This is a genomic window from Thainema salinarum CENA647, from assembly GCF_057732415.1.
Map to the genome: position 1 here is coordinate 4,439,473 of NZ_JBYJZJ010000022.1, position 21,946 is coordinate 4,461,418.

Below are 21,946 nucleotides of genomic sequence, written 5' to 3' on the forward strand. Positions count from 1 at the left end.
GTCGGAGAGATTCCGGATTGGGGTAGAGAATCACCGCTATTCACCCTAAACCCATCCCCTGCAATAATGGGCAGAGCATCTACTGGGTAGGGCAAGACAACTATGCGGAAACCAGTCATCAACCTGCAAAAATTTGGCTGCAGCATACTGATTTTTCTTCTGATTCATCCACTGACCAAATCTGCGATCGCACAATCTACTCTGCCAACGAAACAGTTGCCTGCAGCCATTTGCCCGGATCAGCTTGCAACGGCGATTGAGCCGATTATTCAACAACCACAGCTAGCCCGATCGCGCTGGGGGATTCTCGTTGAAACCCTAGAGGCCAATCCTGAGGATCGCCAAACGCTCTATGAATTGGAAGCCGATCGCTACTTTATTCCGGCGTCTACGGTCAAACTCATGACCACCGCTGCGGCTCTGCGTATTCTTGGCTCAGACTTTCACATTCGCACCTCGGTTTATCAAATTCCCACGCGACCCGATCAACTCAGCTATCTAGGTGCAGACGAGGCAGCCCCATCTGAATCTGAGCCAGCTATTTTGCGGGTGGTCGGTCGTGGCGATCCCAGTTTTGACTCAGCCGATTTGGCTGACTTGGCCCAACAAATCCGAGATCGCACCATTACTCATATTGATCAGCTCCAGCTAGACGACACCTATTTTCAGGGGCTGGCCATCCATCCCAACTGGGAATGGGAGGACGTGCAGGCAGGCTATGGAACAGCAGTGAATAGCCTGATTCTGAACGAAAATGAAGTGGTGGTGGATCTGCTGCCGCAGTCCATTGGCGAACCGCTCCGGGTGCAGTGGCGCGACCCCAACCAGGCCACCCAGTGGCAGGTTGAAAACTCCTCCACGACGGTTGCAGCAACCGAGCCAGAATTTGTGCGGGCAGGCCGCAGCTTTCAGCAGCCAATTTTGCAAATTTGGGGACAGTTACAGGCAGGTGCGCCGTCAGAAGATGTGTCCGTTTCTGTGTTTGATCCGGTTGAGAATTTTGGACAAGGGCTGGAGCAGGCACTCGCGGAGCAAGACATCACCGTAGGCCAGATCGTGATAGTAGATGATCCAAACCTGCCGTCCAACAGCCAAGAAATTGCCGCTGTGTCATCCCCACCGCTGCGGGAACTGATTACTACGGCGAATCAGCAAAGTAATAACCTGTTTGCCGAAGCTTTACTCCGACATCTTGGTCATTACGTCCTGGCGGCTTCCCCGACGGATTCCACTGCGGCGGGATTGGAAACTCTCGAAACGGCTTTGACCAATCTTGGGGTTGATCCGACTAGCTATGATATTGCTGATGGTTCTGGCCTCTCGCGGCATAATTTAGTCAGTCCGGCAGCGCTGGTTGAAACCCTGCAAAATATTGCGGCTTCGCCCGACGCAGAACTGTATCGTCAATCGCTCGCTGTCGCGGGAGAAAGCGGCACGTTGCAAAATCGGCTGGCCGATAGTGCGATCGCAGGTCGGCTATGGGGCAAATCGGGAGCCGTCAGCGGTAATATTTCCCTAGCGGGCTATCTTGAACCGCCCAATTATGACCCTCTAGCGTTTAGCATTTTGATTAACCAGTCTGATTTGCGGGGCAGCGAACTGCGTCAGACAATTGATCAAGTGCTCCTGCAACTGGCGCGGCTGCAAGTTTGTACGGCTGAAGCTGAACCCGCAGATTAAACCGTTGCTGTTCTGTACGTATTCCTTACCTTATCTCCCATGACGACTACCCTACAGCAGCTACAATCCGCTGCCGGAGCTACACTTTCAACGATGGATAATCAAACGGTGCCCACCAGCTTTGGCAACGATGCTGATGCCTGGGCTGCCGTCCAGTCTGGAGTTGCGATCGCAGATCGTTCTCACTGGGGCCGTATCGAAGTGAGCGACAGCGACCGGATTCGTTTTTTGCATAACCAGTCCACCTACAATTTTCAATCGCTTCAGCCCGGTAGCGGCTGCGAGACGGTCTTTGTTACCTCCACCGCCCGAACAATTGATTTAGTCACAGCCTACGTGACGAACGAAACCGCCTGGCTGATCACCGCTCCGGGACACCACCAGAGCCTGATCGAGTTTATGGATCGCTATATCTTTTTTGCCGATAAAGTGACACTGACGGATCGCACGGGCGACACGGCACTGTTTAGCCTCATGGGGCCACAAAGTAACGGTTTGCTCAAATCCCTGGACATAACGCTCACCAGTGACGTAACGCATACTCATCAAACCGTTGACGTAGATGACATCTCCGTCCGAGTCGCCGTGGGCAATGGCCTAGAGCTACCTGGCTACAACCTAATTGTGGCAGCAGAGCAGGCCGCTGACCTGTGGCAGCGGTTGACCCATGCCGGAGCCGTGCCGATGGGCGACCAAGTTTGGCAGCAGTTGCGCATCGTCCAAGGTCGCCCACTGCCAGGACATGAACTCACCGAAGACTATAATCCTTTAGAAGCGGGCCTCTGGCACACGATCTCATTTGAGAAAGGCTGCTACATTGGCCAAGAAACGATTGCGCGGCTCAATACCTATCAAGGCGTAAAACTACAGCTTTGGGGCATCCAGTTCGAGAGAGATGGCGATGGCGATGGAAATGCGATCGCACCTGAACAATCCCCCATCTGGCACGACGATCAGAAAGTCGGCCTCCTCACCAGCGTAACCCGCACACCAGACGGCATCCGCGGCCTCGCCTACATCCGCACCAAAGCCGGTGGTGTTGGCCTGACCGTCCACGTCGGCGAAACCGCAGAATCTGCGATCGCAGGCACAATCATCAATGTCCCCTACCTATCCCACGGCTACCTAAACCCAACTTAAATTTTCCAAACATAGCTGTAGTCAGCTATAACATTGCGTAGGGGCGTTAGCACAGCATGCTCGAAGGGCTATATGGCCATTCGCCCCTACCACACTCTAAATTTTATAATTCCGTCAACAGCGCATTTAGCCGACTCACCAACTGCTGTCGCTGCCCCAAACAGGTCGCCTGATACGCCGCCACAATCTCAGCCACCAACCTCATTTCCACCGCATCCACTGACGCCTGCGACGGATACGTCCAGTACAGCTCTGGATGTCGATCCGGCTGAAAAATCTGATTCGTAATGGTCTTAAACAATTCTTCATCCAGCGGTTCATCCGCCTTTAGCTGCTCACAGTAAGCCGCTGATTCCGCCGCACTCGGTTCCACCGTTTCCAACTGACTCGCACCGTTGCGATGAATACGAGTCGTAAACGCCTCCCCAGTCAACTCAGCCATCAGTTGGCTCTTGGCCTTAAACCGAATCAAAGAGCGAGTGGGATATAAACCGCGCAACATGGGAACTCCTTGCTTTCGCTGTCGGAACGATTTTGGTTATTTTATGGCAAAGTGTCTCTAAGAGTACAATCAAAGTGGAAAAATCGGCATCTGTCTTGGGTTTATAGCTGTAGTCAGCTATAGGACTGCGAGAACTGGTATATGTAACATTGTTAAATAACACCTTTATCTGTTACCAAATCTAGTCCATGAAGAAATCGCGCCTTTTTCGTTTTCTGCTGCTCTGCCTCGTCGTTGTGGCAACGACGATGAGCTATTCTCTCCCGGCATCGGCTCAGGAGAACACGGTTGATTATACGCTGACCGATGTGCGATACCGCGATTTTTCTCACAAAAACCTAGAGGGTACGTCATTTGCGGGAGCAGAAGCCCAGGGCGCAAACTTTGAGGGCGCAAATCTGCGCGGCACCATCTTGACCAAAGCCTCATTTACAGAGGCCAATCTCAAAGACGTTGACCTGTCTGATACATTTGCCGATCGGGTTTCATTTAACGGTGCAGATCTCACCAACGTGATTTTCACAGATGCGATCGCATCTAGTACCACCTTTGCCGATGCCACCATCACCGGAGCCGACTTTTCCGGGGCAATTTTAGACCGAATTCAAGTTAAATACATGTGCAATCGGGCCGATGGCGTCAATCCCGTTACGGGAATTTCCACCAAAGCCAGCTTAGGCTGTCGGTAAAACCACCAACAGCCTGCACGCAAATGACGCTGAGAACAATTTGATGGGCACCGCCCGCCAAACTTAATCCAGTATTTTGCTCGCTGACCCATCCTGAAAATGCGGGCCAACCCAATTAACAGCTAGATAGCACCCTAGCTTCAAACTCTTACTCGCGTCGGTTCATCTCGATTTGCAATAGGGGATAGCTAGAACTGGGCAATGAATCAACGTCAGTTGACGAAAAATAAGCAATCATTAAAAACGGCAGCGTTAAAGTTGCGAAGGCAACTAACGTTCCAACAATGTCTGCAACCTTACCGGAGTTACGTTTAGGAGGGTTATCAGACTGACTAGCAGATTCCATACTATTGAGAATGAACCAACTACTTGAAACAAAAACGAAATAAACGCGAAATTGAAAGATGTAAGCCTAGCTTAACCCAACCTATCGGGGAGCAAACTAGACTTTATACAGAAATTTTAACGATCCCGCCTGATCAAAGTGTCGTCTAATCAACAGTTGTCATCAAACAATTCATTGATCGATGACTTTGCTTATACCGCTCATGCGGTGCATTTGACTCCTTCAAAGAGTAGCGAGAGAGCGTCTAGCCGTGCAATACGGCAATCTCTCCCTTGCGATTAAAGAATACGCCTATGACGATAAAGTGGCCAATCAGAATGGGGTAAAACCTTGCTGAGCAAGGTTTTACCCCATTCTGATTGGCTTAAAATAATGTTGGTTTGGACTTAGCGGTTGATTAGCTCTCGATCGTAATTTGCCGCAACTGCCTGTCGGGCTTGCTGACGCATAAGGAAATGGCCCGCAACCAGCCAGAAAATGAGCAATCCACCTGTGACGGCCAGCGTTCCCCATAGCCCAATTGTGACAATGAGTGCCGGAGCCGCTGCAGTGAACAAGCCGCCACCCACAATCGGTTCAAAGAACAGCTGTTTATAAGCAAAGCTTTCAAATGCACCGGAGCGATTCTCAGGATCGACCATGCGCAGAAGCAAAATACCCGTAGCGGTAACGCCCATCGACTGTCCCATATCGCCAATAGCTTTTTCAAACCAGTAATCGGGAAAAATACGCGGCGCGTAATACAGCATGAACAGGATATTCCACGCAATTCCCGCCACACTGAGAATGAGAAACGTACTGATGTTGCTGCCGATCACCGTCAGCGAGATGGAAGCTAGTGCCGTCACCACCACAACGTCCAGTGCAGTACCCGCAATACTTTTCATGAATGGCTGAATAACTAAGCAGCTTAACCCCAAACGTTCCATGATGATCTGGACAATGATGCCGCCCACCAGCGCCATTGGAAACAGCGGCACATAGCTCATCACCGTGAATCCGGTTTGTCCCCAAGTGAGGGATTCAATCAGAATGAGTCCCTGCTGAATTAGCCAGCCAAAGACGATGGCAATGCCCACAAACCCAAAATTGAGGGACAGCGGATCGATTAACAGACCGCTCATCAAGCGGGCGCGTCGCTGGCGGACTTCCGGGCTATCGTCAGCATGAATCAGTTCTGGGACTTCACCGGGGTCATCAACTTCGGTCTGAAAGGCAGGGATATGGTGCTTTTTCCTAGCCCATTCGGCCAAAGCTGTACCCGCGATAATGCCAGAGACAATGCCAACGGTGGCTAAACCCAGCGCTAAATCAGGGCCATCCTCAAAGCCCAGATCCAGTAGCGTATCGGCCATACCGCCTGCGGTGCCGTGTCCGCCCTCAAAACCAATTTCAATCAGCGCTGCGGAAATTGGATTGGCTCCAAAGATAGGAATCAGAATTACCAGCGTGACCAAAATCCCGACGACATATTGTCCCCAAGCTAAAGATTGACCAAAGACGACTTGTGGCGCAGCTTTGCGCCAAATGTCTCTAGGTTGGGGAATTGATTCGCCGAGGAATAGGGCTGCAAAAACGATATTAATGAACACGCCAGGTGATTGTGACCAGACGGTGCGAATTTCTTCAGAGAAAAAACCGCCAGCGAGCAAGGTGTCTTCACCAAATAAACCTGTAAAAATGGCTCCTAATACCTGTGGGCCGAAGATTAAAGCTAATGCACCAGCAACGATGGATTCGGGTAAGTACAGCATTTGAATCCAGCGCATTTTTTGTTTGAGATAGCGCCCTGCTAGAATCAAAAGCGCAATCCAAACAAAGGCAAATAATACATCCTTAAGCGTAAACATAATCATGAAGCGATCGCATGTCGCATTTGTGGTGTCAGATTAGAACTACAAACATGGTGAATCTGTCATGGTGAATCGGTTGATTGCTATGTTGATTGCTGTATAGCCTGAAAATACGAGTTTTTGCCGTGATGAATTTTACAGTCTCATCAGTTGAGACCTGCCCTTAGTGAGCGCGTAACTGTACATTCAGGCTAATTTGAGCCTACAGTTGAGCCATCCGATTTGGTTGAGGGGCAGCCAATCCCGCTAGGATACGGTTAAACTCAACTTGGGTGCGAAAGTTACATGCCAATCTCCGCTCACACACACATCAAAATCTAGAGTGCATAGGTTTTCTGCAACATGTCTGTTTCCACGGTTCTGAATCCTAGCAAGCTCATTGTGGGGTGTTGGCAACTTGATGAGCGTAGTTGGACATCCTACCCAGAGCAGGATGTCATGCGAGCTATTGACACATACTTGGCTTTGGGAGTGACTAGCTTCGACACGGCAGATATCTACGGTCGGAGTGAGCAACTACTGGGCCGCTTTCTGAAAGGGCAAGACTGTCTAATTTACACGAAGGCTGTTTTCTTTGGCGCTGTGCCAACAGCCATGCAAATTCGCAATAAGGTTGAATCGTCTCTGCGGAATCTGCAGCGCGATCGCATTGATTGTGTGCAAATTCACTGGCACGATCCAGCAATGGATTTTGCCTCGACCTTGAATACCTATGCGGATCTGATGGAGCAAGGCAAAATTCGTCAGCTTGGCGTAACTAATTTTACGACGCCTATGCTGGAAAAAGCATTACAGTATGCGCCGATTCAAACGCATCAGGTTCAGTACAGCCTGATTGATCGGCGAGTGGAACATTCGATGCAAGCCCTATGCCAGCAGCATGGTATTGAGCTACTAGCCTATGGGCCATTGGCGGGTGGTTATTTATCAGACAACTTTCGGGGACTGTCCTATCCACCGACGGAGCCAGATCATGGGCGCACGTTCTACTACAGCAATATGATCCGGATGCACGGCGGCTGGACAGCGGTTGTGAACCTGTTGGCCACGCTTAGCGAAGTGGCGCAGAAGTATGACAAAACGGTGGCGCAGGTAGCGTTGAACTGGGTAAGTCAACGGCCACAGGTGCAGGCGGTGATTTCCGGTTTGACGCTGAATCGTCAGCATATCCGCGACAACGTCGAGGCAATGAATTTTCCGCTAGAGCCAGATGATCTACAGCTATTGTCCGATCGCTCCGATGCGCTGTTCAAACAGGTGGGAGATATCTACTCCTATGAACGATGAACGAACGATAAACAGCAAATTTTACGCCAACGAATTCCACGTCAACTTTGAACAGTAGCGTTGAACCCAGTCTTTATCATGCTTTTTGAAGTTATTCTGCGGAACGTTAAGTTGCGATCGCACCTGCTTTTTCGATAGAAGTTGATGCAGATCCTTGCCCCATAGGACTTTGTGGCGATTGTATAGAGCTGCAAAATTGTTACAGTTCCTCAGTCAGCATTAACTCTTTTTGCAGAGATGGTCAAACTGCCTGGAAACCGCGTTATCTGTAGCTTATAAGGCTTGTTCATCTGCTGCTGTAGCAGCGGTATGGACAGCAAAGCATGCTATCAGAAACGTCCCATGAACTGGAATTCTCAGCTAACCAAACTGATTTTTGATTTTTATCGGGAAAACCCTGAAGAGGCCAGACAGATTCAGGGGCTAAAGCAGTGTAAACTTTCTCGACGCTGGGGCGTATTGCGAATTCGGTGCCAAAATCCTGCGATCGCACATTCCCTAGCAGCAGCCAGCGACATTTTGCTAGAACCCGTTGCACAATTACGACTGGCCAAAGAAGTGCGATTGATTTCTGATCGATTGCTCATCGCGGCATTGCCCGTCAACACGCCTAAACTTTTCCGGTAATGGAGTCAAAACGGATGGGGACATGCGATAATTCTGCCGCAGGTCATCGTTCGTTTTGGTTCAGAGTCCGTCCAAAGTACGATCACAACAATTTAATTTTTCGTAACTATAAGAGCACAGCATTCAAAAGGTGAATTTATGGTTACTGAAATGACCGAACTAGAAAAGCGGCAGCGACGTGAAAAGGGTATTACATCCCCTACGTTGACTAACAAGTCTGGCGCAGACTGGGAAGCGACGCTTGGCGCTCTGTTGGTTATTGGATTGCCGCTATTTATTATTGCGGGTTTTTATTACGGTTTTATCAATATATAAGAGCGAATCAGCTTCTAACTAATTGGCGAAATGTGCGCTTAGCGCATGTTTCGCCAAAACTGTTTTAGGGTGTTCCTGCGCTTTTCCTACGCTTTTTGTACTGGTTGGGGCAGTAAAAAACTGTGAAAACGTTCAAATGTTTGGACGTTCAATAGCGTACTATCTCAACTAAACTGGCAAAGGCCCTAACATCCTGTATCGCTTAACGCATTGCCTCTTTACTAAATGCCTTAAGCTAGCTTCGTTGTCAGGCATTGACAGGTAATGCCATGAGTGATGATCCAAATCAAATTAATCAATTCAATCAATTTGAACCGTCTGAAACAACAGCAACGGCTGATCCACCAGAATCAAGCTCAACGGTGACTAATGAATCAGGTTTAGCGAAATTCTTTCACTTTGCCGAACTGCAGACGAATACTCGCACTGAGTTATTGGCTGGAGTGACCAGCTTCATTACGATGGCGTACATTCTGGCGGTAAATCCTGCCATTTTATCCAACGCCATTTTTCTGCAAGCATCGGGCGATCTGTTTGGTGAACTGGTGATTGCAACCGCCATTTCGGCTGCGATCGCAACCTTGATCATGGGCCTATACGCCAAATTCCCCTTTGTCCTCGCTCCCGGTATGGGCGTCAACGCCTATTTTGCGTTTTCGGTTGTACTGGGACTAGGCATCGACTGGCGCGTCGCCTTAGCCGCTGTTTTCATTGAGGGCTTAATCTTCATCGGCCTCACGTTTGGCAATCTGCGTGCCAAAATTGTCAATGTGATTCCAGATTGCATTAAGCACGCAACCGCAGCCGGGATTGGTCTGTTTATCGCCTACATTGCCTTATCCGGCAGCCTCGACACGGGTGGAGCGGGAATTATCGTAGCGGATGAAGCGACTCTGACCGCTCTGGGCGATATCGCTCAACCGCAAACACTGATGGCGCTATTTGGTATTTTGATCACGGCAGCATTTGTGGCCCGACGAATCATTGGCGCATTGCTATGGGGCATTTTAGCCACGGCACTACTGGGCTGGATTACTGGCATTGCGCCTTGGCCTGAGGGCATTGTCGGCCTGCCGCAGCTTCCGGTTGACTTGTTCGGTCAAGCGTTTGTCGGTCTGGGCGGCATGCTCCAGACGGATTTCTTAGAAATGTTTGCCATCGTATTTGTCTTCCTGTTCGTTGACCTGTTTGACACCGTGGGTACGCTGACAGGGTTAGGCATCCGAGCAGGCTACATTAATCAGCGGGGCGAGTTTCCTGGTGTAGACAAGGCATTTATGGCCGATGCTGTCGGTACAACCGCAGGCGCAGTTCTGGGCACCTCGACTGTGACCACCTATATCGAGTCGGCCTCTGGCATTTCCGAAGGGGGGCGCAGTGGCTTGACGGCTGTGATTGCGGCTGGACTGTTCGCCGCTTCGATTTTCTTTATTCCGCTGCTGTCTGGCATCCCCGGCTTTGCCACGGCTCCAGCCTTGATCATCGTTGGTGTTCTGATGGCAGGCAGTCTCAGCCATATTCGTTGGGACGATCCGGCAGAATCGATTCCGGCTTTCTTGACCATTTTGATCATGCCACTCAGCTTCTCGATTGCAGATGGACTAGCAGCAGGTTTAATCGCGTATCCGCTGATCAAGTCTTTCCAAGGCAAATTCCACGAAGTCAAGCTCGGCATGTGGATCTTAGCGGCAATTTTTGTAGTCCGTTTTCTCTTGCCCGCCTAAAACTTGTATCCCTTTAAGAATCCCAATAAGTTTATGAGCCGCTGGCAAGCCAGCGTACTTGTCTAGCGCGACACTCCGGATAAATTCCCCTAAATCCCCCTATAGCCCTTCGAGCATGGCTTCGCTTAGAAAAAGAAAAGGGGAAACTTTGAGCCAGAGTTGGAATAGCCCCTTTTTTAAGGGGGCGGCGACAGCCGGGGATCTTACACCTACGCTAAACACGTACAGGCCAGTGGCTCATAAACTTCTTAACTTATCTGCCTTCTAGCCGCTGTCGCCACTCTTCATCAATTTTGTCGGCATTTTCCACATTCTGCTGAAGCAGATCTTTTTCGGTGGTGTAAGCCAAGTTCTCTGCGTTGACAATGGTTTCAGCCGCAAATTGCTTAGCGTAGTCAATGGTTTTGAGGACTGCTGGGTCAGCTTCTTGCAGTGCGATCGCACGTTCCTGACGGAGTTCGTTACGAGACTCAATCTTTTGATTACGCATCTTGATCCAGATATAGCGCAGGATAGGTACCAGTAGATAACCCACGCCGTAGGCAACTAAGAACCAGAAGATCGAGTTCACAAAGCCAACTAAGCCCGTACTCAGCACAGCCGCACTTAAATTACCACTGTTCATCAGCGAATCCAGTACGATAATCGCCGCCAAGTTGAAGATACCGAGTCCAGCCGCCCACTGAAGCTGAGTAGACGAGGCGTGACTAAAGATCCACGGCTTCTCCTTCAAATAGGCTTGAACTGGCGTATGGCCCTGCTGAGCAGCGCTGACCTGGAGGTCGGGGAAGTAGTAAATCAAGTTGCCGTCTGGGCTGACCTCGGGCTTGCCGTTGAAGCGGGTGAGCACGGGCAGCATATAGTTTTCATATTCCAGATCGTAGCCTTGACCGAGCTGGTCTAAATAAGGCGTCACCTGTGCGGCTGCGATCGCACCTTTATTGTTGCGAATCACGGCAGCAACTTCCTGCCAGCGCCGTTCCTCTAGGTTGGCATTGGGATTGCCATCGCCAAACAGAAAGGAGAAGACGGCTTCCAGAAAGCCCATGTCCGATTCAGACTGACGCGGTGCCGAATAGCCAGTTCGAGTCTGAGGCATTGAATAGTAGCGCCGTCGCCGCTCATAGTAATTCGGCAGAAAAACGTAGTACCAGGTGGGACTCATCCAAACCCGAGGTATGGGCAAACCGCCATATCCACGACTATATCCGCCTGATGATGAGCGGTTATTTTCCCGCTGCTGCGACTGCATGGCAATCACAATCACAATGATGGCCAGCACGACCAGCACAATAGAGGCGATCAGGATAATGCCAAACGAGATCCGGATCAGATAAAACAGGACGCTCCAGACTTTATCCCACCAGGCTTTCAGTTGCGATCGCAACGACCGATTTCGAATAACGCCTCGAAAGTTCTTGGGAAAAACATAGGCAATTTCGCCCGCTTCAGACACCTGCAAATGTCCACCGGCGGCAGAAGCAAGAGCCAGCAAATCCTGCCGAGACTGTTCAACATTCAGTCCCGTTTGGGCCGCTACGTCTCCCACTGTGACGCGGTAATCAAAAGTTTCAACAGCCTTATAAATAGTTGGATTAACGTTCATAAATTGAGTCGCAATAGTGTTCCTACGGACTGCTTAATGTTGCCTGCACATCTCCAGTATAGAAATTCCATCACTGCTCGGAGTTGGAGCGACCCTACCGCTCCATAAAAACCAAAAGCACTGTCATGCAGGACAGTGCTTCCACATCACTATGAAATTGATGAGATTGCGCAGGGTGGGCAATGCCCACCTGACTAACTTTCAACTAGGCAAGTACTACATGCGGTTGCCCAATACCTGATCCTTCAGGGCATTGAAGTCTTCCGATAGCTCTTGGCGGCTAGATGCCTTGAGCAGGTAGCGATAGACAAACCAAATGCTGTAGCCAAAACCGACTAACTCGAATGCAGGCGCGAGCAACGGAATATCATCAACTGCATCCAGCAGCGCGAAGGTAAGCTTTAGAGCAACGATAGCGCCAAGAATCAGACCCGCATAGGTCAGGGGACGCTTGTACTCGCTGAAAAACTCAGAAAAATACTGAGGCAAATCTCTTGCCAACTGATTAATTTTGTCGCCGACTTCCTTCATCTGAACCGAAGAACCAGCACTTATAGACTTGGATGGCGTGATGGCACCGGGCTTCTCAGCATTAACTTGCATTTCAATATCATGCACCTCGCCATCAGGAGTTTCAACGGCGTATTCGCGAGTGTTCTCTTGTTTTAATTCATCCATCATATTTATACACCAGGGCTTAACAACCTTGAACGTCCAGAGTTTGTCTGGGCTATACAACTTTTGAGGTGTGGCAGATGCATGGCTATCAGCCTCTCAGCCTGCCAGCGGAGCGAAGACGGGATAATTAACGAATTAGATTATAAACTCAGTCACGCTAATCCTATCTGACACTAAAGCAGAGTCTTTCGAATTTCAAGATCGGGATAAACGCAGATTACAGAATCGTCACTGAATGTCACACTTTTATTCGCCAGACAAACTTTCTAGACCAGACAGGATAGAACGCAGGCGATGGCGGTCGATTAAGATATCCGGATCTTCCCGGTAGGAAACGTTTCGCCGCTTTTCAGAATCAGTCGAAAACTCGTCGCGGCGCTGATAGACGATAAATTTGCTTAATCGATCCCGGCGAGATCTAGACCAATTGCTCATTACTGAAAACCGTATAGTTCATCCTTCTTTATCCGTTTGATGAGAAAAACTAATTCTCACCCGCCAAGATTTCCAGACTACACCATCTGAGTTCACAGTTCCGTATTCTTCTGTTACAGATATTTACGTAGAGCGCAACAACGCTAGAATTTTTTGCGCCGCGCGATCACACACTCCCACCGTCCCCAGCGCCTGCCGCATGCCCGCATAACCCTGGAGCATCGTCTGTCGCTGTTCTGGGTTCAGCAGTAGCTCTAGTGACGCTTGGGTAATAGCGGCTGGCGTTGCCTGGTACTGCAAAAACTCCGGCACAATTTCCGTCATCGTGGCCAAGTTGGTGGGCGACATGAACGGAATTGAAAATTTAAGCATATGTTCAGCAATCCAGGCCGTGATCGGATTGACGCGATACATCACCACCTGCGGCACGTTCATCAGCGCAATTTCGAGATTGACCGTACCGGATTTGGTAATTGCAAGATCAGAAGCTGCGATCGCAGCTTGTCCATGTTCCACCGTGAACTTTGCCTCAATCCCGTACTGAGTCAAAACCTCTGTCACCGGGGCGGCAAACTCTGGGAACGACAGCGGCACCCAAAATTGCACATCCGGCAGCTTGGCCTGAATCTGCTGAGCCGCTGCCGCCATCACGGGCAGTAGGTAACGCAACTCCTGCTGGCGGGAGGCCGGAATCAGTGCAATCACAGTTTGGTCTAGCCCAATGCCCAACTGCTGACGGGCGGCAATGCGCTCTGGGGCGTTCTGCATCCGGTCTACCAGGGGATGCCCCACCCAGGCCACATTCGCTCCGTTGGCTTCGTAGTAGCGGGCCTCTTCCGAAAAAATAGCTAAAATCTGGTCGGAAATGCCGACGATCTGAGCCGTGTTGCGGTTACTCAGCGACCAAACCCATTCCTGCGGCGCAATGTAGTAAACCGTCGGCACAGCGGGAAAGTGCTGGCGAATGTGGTTGCCAATGGCGATATTTGGCCCCATATAGTCAATCATCACCACCAAATCCGGTGGTGACTGCTGAAGATAGCGCTTTACCTTGCGCTGCATCAGCAGCGTCGGCAGCACGTAGGGCAGCGATTCTAAAATACCAACCGAGCCAATCGTGCTGGTGTTGCCCAGCAGCGTCGCGCCTGCCTGCGCCATCCGAGCACCACCGAGGGCCAAAATCTCTAAATCTATCTGCTGCTGCGCGGCCTGCTGCTGGAGAGCTTCCACCAGCATTGCTCCCTGCAAATCACCCGAAACTTCCCCCGTGCTGATAAAAATTCGTTTCTTCATAGGAGATTGCAATCAGTCCGATTTAGAACGCGCTGGGCGCATTCCAGGAATAGAGCCCCGCCGTCCTTCTGCTTGCGACTCGCGCAAGAATTGATACAAGTGCTGAATCGGCTCATAGTCAGCCAGGGTAGCCAACTCTGCCAGTGCTTGATCGAACGTCAAGTCGGAGCGATAGAGCATCCGAAAGGCTTTTTTGAAGTAGCGCATGAGCTGACCGTCGGCCAGTTCTCCCATGCCAGCTCGTTGGAGTCCAACTAAATTTAGCGATCGCACTCGGCAGGGATTACCTTCCACCAGCATGAACGGCGGCACATCCCGATCAATCCGACTCATGCCGCCCACCATTGCCAGTCGGCCAATATGCACAAACTGATGCACGCCCAGAATGCCGCTAATCCGCGCTTGCGACTCGATATGCACATGTCCCGCCAGCGCCACCCCGTTGGCAATAGTCGTCTCGTTGCCGATCACGCAATCGTGCCCAACGTGAACATAGGCCATCAGCAAGTTGCGATCGCCAATTACCGTTGCCCCCTCGGCATGGGAAGCCCGGTTAATGGTGACATATTCGCGAATTCGGTTATCGTTGCCGATTTTGACCAAATTCAGCGATCCGTCATACTTCAGGTCTTGCGACTCGGCCCCAATTACGGCTCCCGGAAAAATTCGGTTGCGATCGCCAATTTCGGTATGTCCATCCAGCACGACATGTGCCCCAATCGTCGTATCTGCGCCTATGGTGACATGCTCTCCAATCACCGCGTAGGGGCCGACCTCGACGCTGGGATGGAGCTTAGCGCCGGGATGAATTACCGCAGTGGAATGAATTAGAGCAGTCAAAATTGCAACAGTTAAGGTGAAAACGACAGGCAAGGAAGGGGGTTTAGTGTACAAGCTAATGTGTACAAAATGAGTTGCAGTACAAACCTAGACAGCTATTCAACCAACAGTCCACCAGAAGCATACTCAATCGCATGGTTGAACGGTCTTTTGGTTGCTGAATAGCAGTCTAGCTAAACGAAAGAGCAATTGGTTTGGTGGGCAATGCCCACCCCGTTAAATAGTTGACGCTCATGACTGACTTGAGTCAGCATTCTAGTCTAGGAACGAGAACATTAACTCGCCTTCCGCTGCCAACTGTCCATCCACTTCAGCCCGAGCCTGCATCTTGCCAAAACGCCGACGCTTAATGGACAGGAGTTCCACGGTCATGATTAGCTGATCGCCGGGAACAACTGGCCGACGGAATCGGACTTTATCAATACCCGCAAAGACACAGAGCTTATTATCAACTTCGGGTAGCTGCATCAGCACTACTCCGCCAACCTGAGCCATTGCTTCTACAATCAGTACACCGGGCATCAGCGGACGACCCGGAAAGTGGCCCTGGAAGTGGGGTTCGTTGAAGGTGACATTCTTCAACCCAACTGCGCTTTTACCGGGAACGAATTCCAAAATCCGATCGACCAAGGCAAACGGATAGCGGTGCGGCAGCAGCTTTTGAATCTCTTCAAGCTTGAAGATGGGTTCTGTAGCAGGCTTAGAGTTTTGATCGTCTGTCATTTTAGCCTTGGACTGACTAGACGAATTGACATCAACCAACGTGGACATAGGTGGATTTAAGAGTGCGACGAGGACGAGGGGCGTTTGCTCAACCCGATACCATCGCAAGTTGCGATCGCACCGCTTGAACAAACTGAACATGCAGTTGATGACTTGCCTTATAGGCCACAATGTGCATACAGGGCCAATCAGCCAACAAACTAAGATCCCCTACTAAGTCTAAAAGTTTATGACGCGCTGGTTCATTTGAAAATCTCAACGGCGGATTTATCCAGCCGTTTTCGCCGCAGACCAACGCATTTTCAAGGCTTCCACCCTTAATTAATCCATTTGCCTGGAGTTGCTCAATTTGGTGGGCTAAACCGAAGGTACGAGCTGGTGCAATGTCGGTGACAAACTCTAGTTGGCTCAGATTTTGGTCAGCAATGACAGGAGACGGTGACCAACTGTGCCATTGATTACCAATCGCTGACAAATCAAAATCAATCCCGTAGGTGAACCGAGGCTGAGCCGCAGGCATGCCCATGACAAAGGCGTCCCCCTGCCGCACCCAAATCGGTTCGGTGAGTGTAACCACTCGGCGACGGGCAGATTGAGTTTGGAGTCCTACAGATGCGATCGCACTTACCCATTCTTGAGCAGAACCGTCCAGCAGCGGCAGCTCAGGGCCATCAATCTCAATGCAGGCGTTGTCAATGCCTAAACCCATCAGCGCCGCTAGCAGATGCTCCACCGTGCGGACACTGGCGTCCCCCACAGCAAGTTCTGTAGACAGAAGAGTTTGATGAACCGCATCCACTCGGGCCGGAATCTTAGGCGACCCCGGTAAGTCCGTGCGAACGAACCAGCGGCCTTCATCCGCTGCCGCAGGTAAAATTCGCACGGAGCTGTGCTGACCCGAATGGAGACCCATTCCGCTCTGCTCCACTGGAGTTGCGATCGCACATTGCCATGATTGAGCGAAGGCCGCCTGCATCTCACTCTGCACAGAAGTTTGAGCCTGGGGCTGGGGACTGGCGGTGTTATTGAGCATGAGTACTCCCTATTGATTGAGATTAATTGAGCCGAAGACTCCCTAGAATCTCTCACCGACCCCAAAGTGGATGCGGCTTTCTCCTTCATCGTTGAAGCCATAGTCAATCCGAATCGGGCCGAGTGGAGACTCTACCCGCACACCAACACCATAGCCAAAACCGCTACCCGGCTTACCCCGTACGCCTGCTGGATTACCGATGACGTCTTCTCCAGTGCCCAGATCGGTAGCGAAGTCAGCAAACAGTGCCCCGTCTACGATTGAAAAGATGGGGAAACGATATTCTACCGTCGCTTGCACGAAACTTTGGCCGCTGCCCACGTCACCTTCATCATAACCGCGCACGGAGCTGCTTCCCCCCAACGAGAACGCTTCATAAGGCGGGAAATCTCCCAAAATCGTGCCACCCTGAATGTTAAAGGCCAACACCTCCGGGCCTTCTTCAAACAGATCGATAAACTCGACTGGCGTGTAGTAGCTGTAGCTAGCCCGTAAACGATTGTAGAATGCCGATCCGGCTCCGAGTGGGAATGCCTGCTCTGAACCAAGCCTGAGCAGAGAACCTGAAGTCGGCTTAGTAACGTTATCCCGCAGATCGCGCACGGCTCCAAACTGGATCAGCCAGAGGTCATCTTCGCCCGTACCGCTTAAGCTGAGGTCATTTCCTAATTCATCCACGGCTACGACATCGCCATCACCATCTCGAATTGTGACGTGTTGATACTGAGCCCCGAGAGAAGCCGTCCAGCCATTATCGTAGGGACGACGGAAGCTAACTCCGCCTCCTAAACGGTCAATCCGGGGACGATCAATATCAAACAGATCATTATCATCATCATCATCGTCGTCATCCGTATCAATAACCCCTACTTCGGGATCGCCACCGTCGAAGATGAGTGAAACCGATCGACGATTGAAGGCATTCACTGTGTAAGAGGTACGATAGGGCGCACCAGCAATCCACGGATCGGTAAAGCTGACATCAAACAGGATTTCGCGAGTACTCAACTGAAATTCAGCGCCGAGTTTTTGGTTGTTGCCGCCCAGGTTTTGCTCCTGATAGCTGACCGTTCCAAACAGATCACCGCTGGTGCTAAATCCAACCCCAGCTGCCAACGATCCGGTTTGACCTTCCACAACGTTGACAACCACGTCAACCTGACGCGGATCTTCACCCGGTTCTAGGGAAAGCCGCACGTCATCAAAAATGCCTAGGCCAAAGACGTTTTGCAAGTCTTGCTGGATTTGAGCTTGATTAAAGACATCACCCGATTCTGAACGGAACTCGCGCGTAATAATGAAATCGCGGGTTCGCCCATCAATTGGCTCCCCATCTTCATCAGTATCGTTGCCATCTTCGTCAATAAACCGAACGCGAATATCCTCAATGACACCCTCAGCCACCACAAAGGTGACGGTACCATCATCGGCAATCTCAGGCGCATCCGTGACCTGCGCAAGCACATAGCCATTCTCTTGATACCATTCGTTGACGGTTTGAATGCCTCGCTGCAGATCGCGCAGATTCAAAATTTGGCCGTATTGGTCAGAAAAAGCTTCTTGAACAACTTCTTCCGGCAGAACTTGGGCATTCTCAAATTGAACCTGAGTCAGCACTGGGTTGGGCTGCACTGCAAAGGTGACGCGTACACCCAGTGGGGTATCTTCGGGGATGGCCTGAACGTTGGAGAAGAAACCCGTGGAAAAAATGGCGTTGATGTCTTCCTGCAACCGCGATCGCGTTGTGGTTTGGCCAGCTTGAGTCTGAATCACGCTGTAAACTTCAGCCTCTAGCTGCGGATCAAGCGGTTCTGTGCGAGTACTCACGACATCAACTTCAGAAATAAGAACCCGTGGCTCAGTTTCTGCTTCGCCTGTATCTGGCGTATCCGGCAGGGCTGGAGCAGGCGCTGGCGTGTCATCTAAATCCGGAAACAGTGGTTCATCTCTAGATGGCCCCAGCTCAACATCATCCGCTTCTTCATCAATCGTTTCATCCAGATTGATGTCAACCTCGTCATCAGCACCATCCGTTTCTTCAGCTTCGATTTCCAGCTCCAGCTCATCATTTTCATCATCAACAGGAAAGGTATCCCGCTCTAGCTGGACATCGACATCGACTTCATCATTGTCGTCATTGAGGTCTTCTAGCTCAACTTCCGGATCATCTTCAACCGGCTCAGCCTCTATTTCAGGATCAAGCTGGGGCGGTGTTTCAGGAACGTCCTGAGCAAGGTCAAACACAGATGAAGTCGTTTGCCCAATACCTGTGGGAGGAACAGTTTGTCCATTTACCGAACTGGCAAAGCCTGCTGTAGCAGCCGCCGACAAAATCGCTACTAGAACTGGAGATAGGCGCATTGTAATTTGATCCATCCCTTAAAAACTCCACACACCAGACCCAACACTGGGCACTGAAACAGGTGTATCTGATACTCGCTGAGCTATGCACAGCACACCTAGGTACAAGCCAAAATAAACTCAACGATTTTACCGCATTTGTGGTAATCCGCAGTGGTTTAGATGGTTTGAGCAAGTACTCGCTCTAGTACCTGTTGATATGCATCTTCGATACCGCCTAAATCCTGACGAAATCGGTCTTTGTCCATGACGCGACTTTGGGGATCAGTTTCGGCCTGATTCCATAAGCGGCAGGTATCTGGACTGATTTCATCGGCGAGCAACAGGCGCTGCTGGGAATCTAAACCAAACTCCAGCTTGAAATCGACTAAGGTAATACCGCACTGTTGAAAGAACTTCGACAAGATGTCGTTGATCTGTAGCGCGGCTGATTTTAGCTGATCGAGCTGTTCGGCAGAAACGATGTCCATGAGTAAAATGCGATCGCGCGTGAGCAACGGGTCGCCTAGGTCATCATTTTTAAAGTAGAAATCCACCAGCGGCTGTTTCAAAATCGTGCCCAATGTCAATCCAGTCTGTTGACAGAGACTACCTGCTGCAATGTTCCTGACAACGACCTCAAGTGGCACAATTTTGACTGGTCTAACCAGCATGTCGGTTTCGCTGGGCGTTTCAATCCAGTGCGTGGCAACCCCTTGAGACTCCAGCAGCTTAAACAAATGGGTCGAAATGGCGCAGTTCATGCGACCTTTGCCAACAATCTGGCCTCGCTTTTTAGCATTAAAAGCCGTAGCGTCATCTTTAAAGCGAGACAGCAACACCTCTGGGTCATCGGTCGCATAAATAATCTTGGCTTTCCCTTCGTATAGTCGTTCTGTTGTGGTCATTTTCTGCTGCCTTCCTTTAAAACCCCAATTATGGACGCAAAAATCCAAGCTTTATTATCCCAATGTTTTCAGTTTTCACAATTCAAACCGAATTTGAGCGAGGGGCAATCAGCGGCTGCCAACTGAAAAGGACTTCCGCCACAAGTTAAGAAAAAGTTAACAAGCTGTTTAGAAATATCGAATTGTAAGGATAGCAACTACTCTGTCGCTTCATCTGTTCGACCATAAAGGTGTAACTCCTATCTCATGGGAGATACGCGCCTCCCTTCCTATGTGGCATATATGAAAATCACCAAGAACCATGCCGTATAAAGAACCATGAAATATGCTTGAGATCACAACACAAGGTTAAGAGCAGGTTAAACTGAGGTTGTAAGCGCTTTAAAACATGGTTGGCACTGTCTAAGTTTGCTGCTATCCAGTGCATAGTCAACTCATCAGCGCGGTGCAGAGCCGTTAATTTCGATCCGATACCGATTAAAGTCATGCCACCTGGTCATGCCATCTGGGCATTCTTTAAAAGAGAAGGTCGAATATCTGAGGCGCTGGTAAGCATAACGATGATCGCTGATCGATCACCTCAATAACTGAATAACTCAATTACCTAAACTCAAGTTTGCCGATTGCAAACGTAGTTGCAAATTTATATGGCTCGTTTATCAACAGGTCAGCCCCTTAGCTGGCTCAACCCAACCAACAGTTCTTGATATTGCATTTAACTCAGGACGGATTTTAAAATGACCTACGCTGAAAACTTCCTTTATCCCTATCGCCGCTATCGGGGGGCTGTGAAGCCCGAAAACCTAGTGTTTGATGCCAATTTGCAAGAGTTCTCTCAGCGCGTTAGCTTTATCTGCAATTTGGAAAACAACGGTAAGCTGTCGCCGGAAGATGCCTTTAAACAAATCCAGCAGCTTTGGACTAGTCTAGATCGCAGCCGGCAACAGCTTGGCATTCAAGCAAGCGATTAAGGGTGAACGATCCAGTGGGTGTTTAGATCAGAATCGGGTTTAGATTGGAATCTCGGTGTAGTGAAAGGTATAACCAGCTTGCCTTAACTTTTGATTCGAGACTTTGGCGTTATACGGGCGACGGCTGGGTTGGGACGCATCCCAGGTCGCAGGCGGCAAATTGTACTGAGTGAAGACCCGATCCAGTAGCTCGCCTGTCTTGAGTGGAACATCGTGAACCAGATTATAAATACCATTGAGTTGATGGGTGCGCGCAAATGCGATCGCACCCACGATGTCGTCTAAGTGAATCCAGTTGCTGGCGTCCTGACCATCTCCGGGTCGCACTGAACCTGCTGCCCGCCGAAAAATATTGACGATTTCGCGACCCGGCCCGCAGATACCGCCCAGTCGGAAGACGCAAACGGAGCGCTGAGGCGTAGCCGCCGATAGCAAAATCTGCTCGGCTTCCACCAGAATTTCGCCATTGCGGTTAGCGGGGTTGACTGGCGTAGACTCATCTACCCAGTTGCCCTGCTGATCGCCATAGACGGCGTAGCTACCCGTGTAAATAATCTGCTGTACGGTGTTGTTGTTTTCCAGGGCCTGCACGAGCGTTTGAGCCGTTTTCAGATAGGTCGCTTCATAGGCTTCAGCATCACCACGGGGCGCACCCACGCTGAGCAGAACGGTGTCCTGGTGTTGCAATAGCGATCGCAGTTTTTCTAAATCATCGCCCTGCCACAGTACGACTTGATCGGCCTGAGCTTCGAGTTCTGGGAGGCGCTCCGGTGTGGTCGTGGTTGCCGTAACCGTAATGCCGTCTGCCTTCCAATGCTGAGCCATAGCTTTACCCACGTAGCCACAGCCCAAAATAATTGCGTTCATCAGTTTTGCCCGTAATCTTGTCCGTCTTGTTCACTTACAGCAGTCGATTTCATATTGTGCCCTAAAACCCCAAAAGCAGGAAAGCGCCG

21 protein-coding genes are annotated in these 21,946 nt (G+C 50.4%); 8 read left to right on the forward strand and 13 right to left on the reverse strand.

The window, feature by feature from the left end:
- The first annotated feature begins 102 nt into the window (after positions 1-102).
- Together dacB and ygfZ are read left to right on the forward strand one after the other, a co-directional pair.
- Complete coding sequence (gene dacB, locus AC286M_RS26165) at positions 103-1,680, forward strand: D-alanyl-D-alanine carboxypeptidase/D-alanyl-D-alanine endopeptidase (protein WP_488207166.1); 1,578 nt, start codon at positions 103-105, stop codon at positions 1,678-1,680.
- Positions 1,681-1,719: 39 nt separating this feature from the next.
- Complete coding sequence (gene ygfZ, locus AC286M_RS26170) at positions 1,720-2,820, forward strand: CAF17-like 4Fe-4S cluster assembly/insertion protein YgfZ (RefSeq protein ID WP_488207167.1); 1,101 nt, start codon at positions 1,720-1,722, stop codon at positions 2,818-2,820.
- 103 nt (positions 2,821-2,923) lie between these two features.
- On the opposite strand, the gene AC286M_RS26175 is transcribed toward ygfZ, so the two are convergent.
- Positions 2,924-3,322: a hypothetical protein gene (locus AC286M_RS26175; protein ID WP_488207168.1), complete on the reverse strand. Its 399-nt coding sequence runs from the start codon at positions 3,320-3,322 to the stop codon at positions 2,924-2,926.
- 188 nt (positions 3,323-3,510) lie between these two features.
- Here AC286M_RS26175 and AC286M_RS26180 point away from each other — a divergent pair, with 188 nt between their 5' ends.
- The gene (locus AC286M_RS26180) at positions 3,511-4,011 is read left to right on the forward strand and encodes a pentapeptide repeat-containing protein (protein ID WP_488207169.1); all 501 of its coding nucleotides are present in this window, start codon (positions 3,511-3,513) and stop codon (positions 4,009-4,011) included.
- A gap of 148 nt (positions 4,012-4,159) precedes the next feature.
- Here the strand turns inward: AC286M_RS26180 and AC286M_RS26185 are convergent, their stop codons facing one another.
- Both AC286M_RS26185 and AC286M_RS26190 read right to left on the reverse strand, forming a co-directional pair.
- Complete coding sequence (locus tag AC286M_RS26185) at positions 4,160-4,357, reverse strand: TLTLP motif-containing protein (protein WP_488207170.1); 198 nt, start codon at positions 4,355-4,357, stop codon at positions 4,160-4,162.
- 386 nt (positions 4,358-4,743) lie between these two features.
- Complete coding sequence (locus AC286M_RS26190; RefSeq protein WP_488207171.1) at positions 4,744-6,213, reverse strand: sodium/glutamate symporter; 1,470 nt, start codon at positions 6,211-6,213, stop codon at positions 4,744-4,746.
- Positions 6,214-6,552: 339 nt separating this feature from the next.
- Between AC286M_RS26190 and AC286M_RS26195 the strand changes: the two genes are divergently transcribed.
- The 4 genes from AC286M_RS26195 to AC286M_RS26210 all read left to right on the forward strand — a co-directional run bounded on the left by AC286M_RS26195 (position 6,553) and on the right by AC286M_RS26210 (position 10,163).
- Complete coding sequence (locus AC286M_RS26195) at positions 6,553-7,497, forward strand: aldo/keto reductase (protein WP_488207172.1); 945 nt, start codon at positions 6,553-6,555, stop codon at positions 7,495-7,497.
- A 342-nt stretch (positions 7,498-7,839) separates the two neighbouring features.
- Positions 7,840-8,124 (forward strand): hypothetical protein, encoded by a 285-nt coding sequence (locus AC286M_RS26200; protein ID WP_488207173.1) that lies wholly within the window; start codon positions 7,840-7,842, stop codon positions 8,122-8,124.
- Positions 8,125-8,262: 138 nt separating this feature from the next.
- Positions 8,263-8,439, forward strand: coding sequence for a hypothetical protein (locus AC286M_RS26205; protein ID WP_488207174.1), 177 nt, complete (start codon positions 8,263-8,265; stop codon positions 8,437-8,439).
- A gap of 269 nt (positions 8,440-8,708) precedes the next feature.
- The gene (locus AC286M_RS26210; protein WP_488207175.1) at positions 8,709-10,163 is read left to right on the forward strand and encodes an NCS2 family permease; all 1,455 of its coding nucleotides are present in this window, start codon (positions 8,709-8,711) and stop codon (positions 10,161-10,163) included.
- A 253-nt stretch (positions 10,164-10,416) separates the two neighbouring features.
- Here the strand turns inward: AC286M_RS26210 and AC286M_RS26215 are convergent, their stop codons facing one another.
- The 9 genes from AC286M_RS26215 to purC form a co-directional block, all read right to left on the reverse strand.
- Positions 10,417-11,769 (reverse strand): ATP synthase subunit B family protein, encoded by a 1,353-nt coding sequence (locus AC286M_RS26215; RefSeq protein WP_488207176.1) that lies wholly within the window; start codon positions 11,767-11,769, stop codon positions 10,417-10,419.
- Between the two features lie 216 nt (positions 11,770-11,985).
- Positions 11,986-12,450: a CAAD domain-containing protein gene (locus tag AC286M_RS26220; protein WP_488207177.1), complete on the reverse strand. Its 465-nt coding sequence runs from the start codon at positions 12,448-12,450 to the stop codon at positions 11,986-11,988.
- Positions 12,451-12,693: 243 nt separating this feature from the next.
- Positions 12,694-12,882 carry a hypothetical protein gene (locus AC286M_RS26225; RefSeq protein WP_488207178.1) on the reverse strand — a complete coding sequence of 63 codons (189 nt, stop codon included), beginning with the start codon at positions 12,880-12,882 and terminating at the stop codon, positions 12,694-12,696.
- 123 nt (positions 12,883-13,005) lie between these two features.
- Positions 13,006-14,175, reverse strand: a complete 1,170-nt coding sequence (gene lpxB / locus AC286M_RS26230) for a lipid-A-disaccharide synthase (RefSeq protein ID WP_488207179.1) — start codon at positions 14,173-14,175, stop codon at positions 13,006-13,008.
- Between the two features lie 12 nt (positions 14,176-14,187).
- Entirely contained in the window at positions 14,188-15,015 is an 828-nt protein-coding gene (gene lpxA, locus AC286M_RS26235; protein WP_488207180.1) for an acyl-ACP--UDP-N-acetylglucosamine O-acyltransferase, read from the reverse strand.
- A 255-nt stretch (positions 15,016-15,270) separates the two neighbouring features.
- Positions 15,271-15,879: a 3-hydroxyacyl-ACP dehydratase FabZ gene (gene fabZ, locus AC286M_RS26240; RefSeq protein WP_488207181.1), complete on the reverse strand. Its 609-nt coding sequence runs from the start codon at positions 15,877-15,879 to the stop codon at positions 15,271-15,273.
- Positions 15,827-16,771 carry a UDP-3-O-acyl-N-acetylglucosamine deacetylase gene (lpxC, locus tag AC286M_RS26245; protein ID WP_488207182.1) on the reverse strand — a complete coding sequence of 315 codons (945 nt, stop codon included), beginning with the start codon at positions 16,769-16,771 and terminating at the stop codon, positions 15,827-15,829. Before lpxC ends, fabZ begins: the two co-directional genes overlap by 53 nt.
- Positions 16,772-16,813: 42 nt before the next feature.
- On the reverse strand, positions 16,814-19,147 hold the full coding sequence (locus AC286M_RS26250; RefSeq protein WP_488207183.1) for a BamA/TamA family outer membrane protein: 2,334 nt from the start codon (positions 19,145-19,147) through the stop codon (positions 16,814-16,816).
- 143 nt (positions 19,148-19,290) lie between these two features.
- The gene (purC, locus tag AC286M_RS26255; RefSeq protein WP_488207184.1) at positions 19,291-20,019 is read right to left on the reverse strand and encodes a phosphoribosylaminoimidazolesuccinocarboxamide synthase; all 729 of its coding nucleotides are present in this window, start codon (positions 20,017-20,019) and stop codon (positions 19,291-19,293) included.
- A gap of 737 nt (positions 20,020-20,756) precedes the next feature.
- Here purC and AC286M_RS26260 point away from each other — a divergent pair.
- The gene (locus AC286M_RS26260) at positions 20,757-20,990 is read left to right on the forward strand and encodes a DUF7219 family protein (RefSeq protein WP_488207185.1); all 234 of its coding nucleotides are present in this window, start codon (positions 20,757-20,759) and stop codon (positions 20,988-20,990) included.
- A 39-nt stretch (positions 20,991-21,029) separates the two neighbouring features.
- Here the strand turns inward: AC286M_RS26260 and AC286M_RS26265 are convergent, their stop codons facing one another.
- Complete coding sequence (locus tag AC286M_RS26265) at positions 21,030-21,857, reverse strand: SDR family oxidoreductase (protein WP_488207186.1); 828 nt, start codon at positions 21,855-21,857, stop codon at positions 21,030-21,032.
- Positions 21,858-21,946 lie beyond the last annotated feature (89 nt).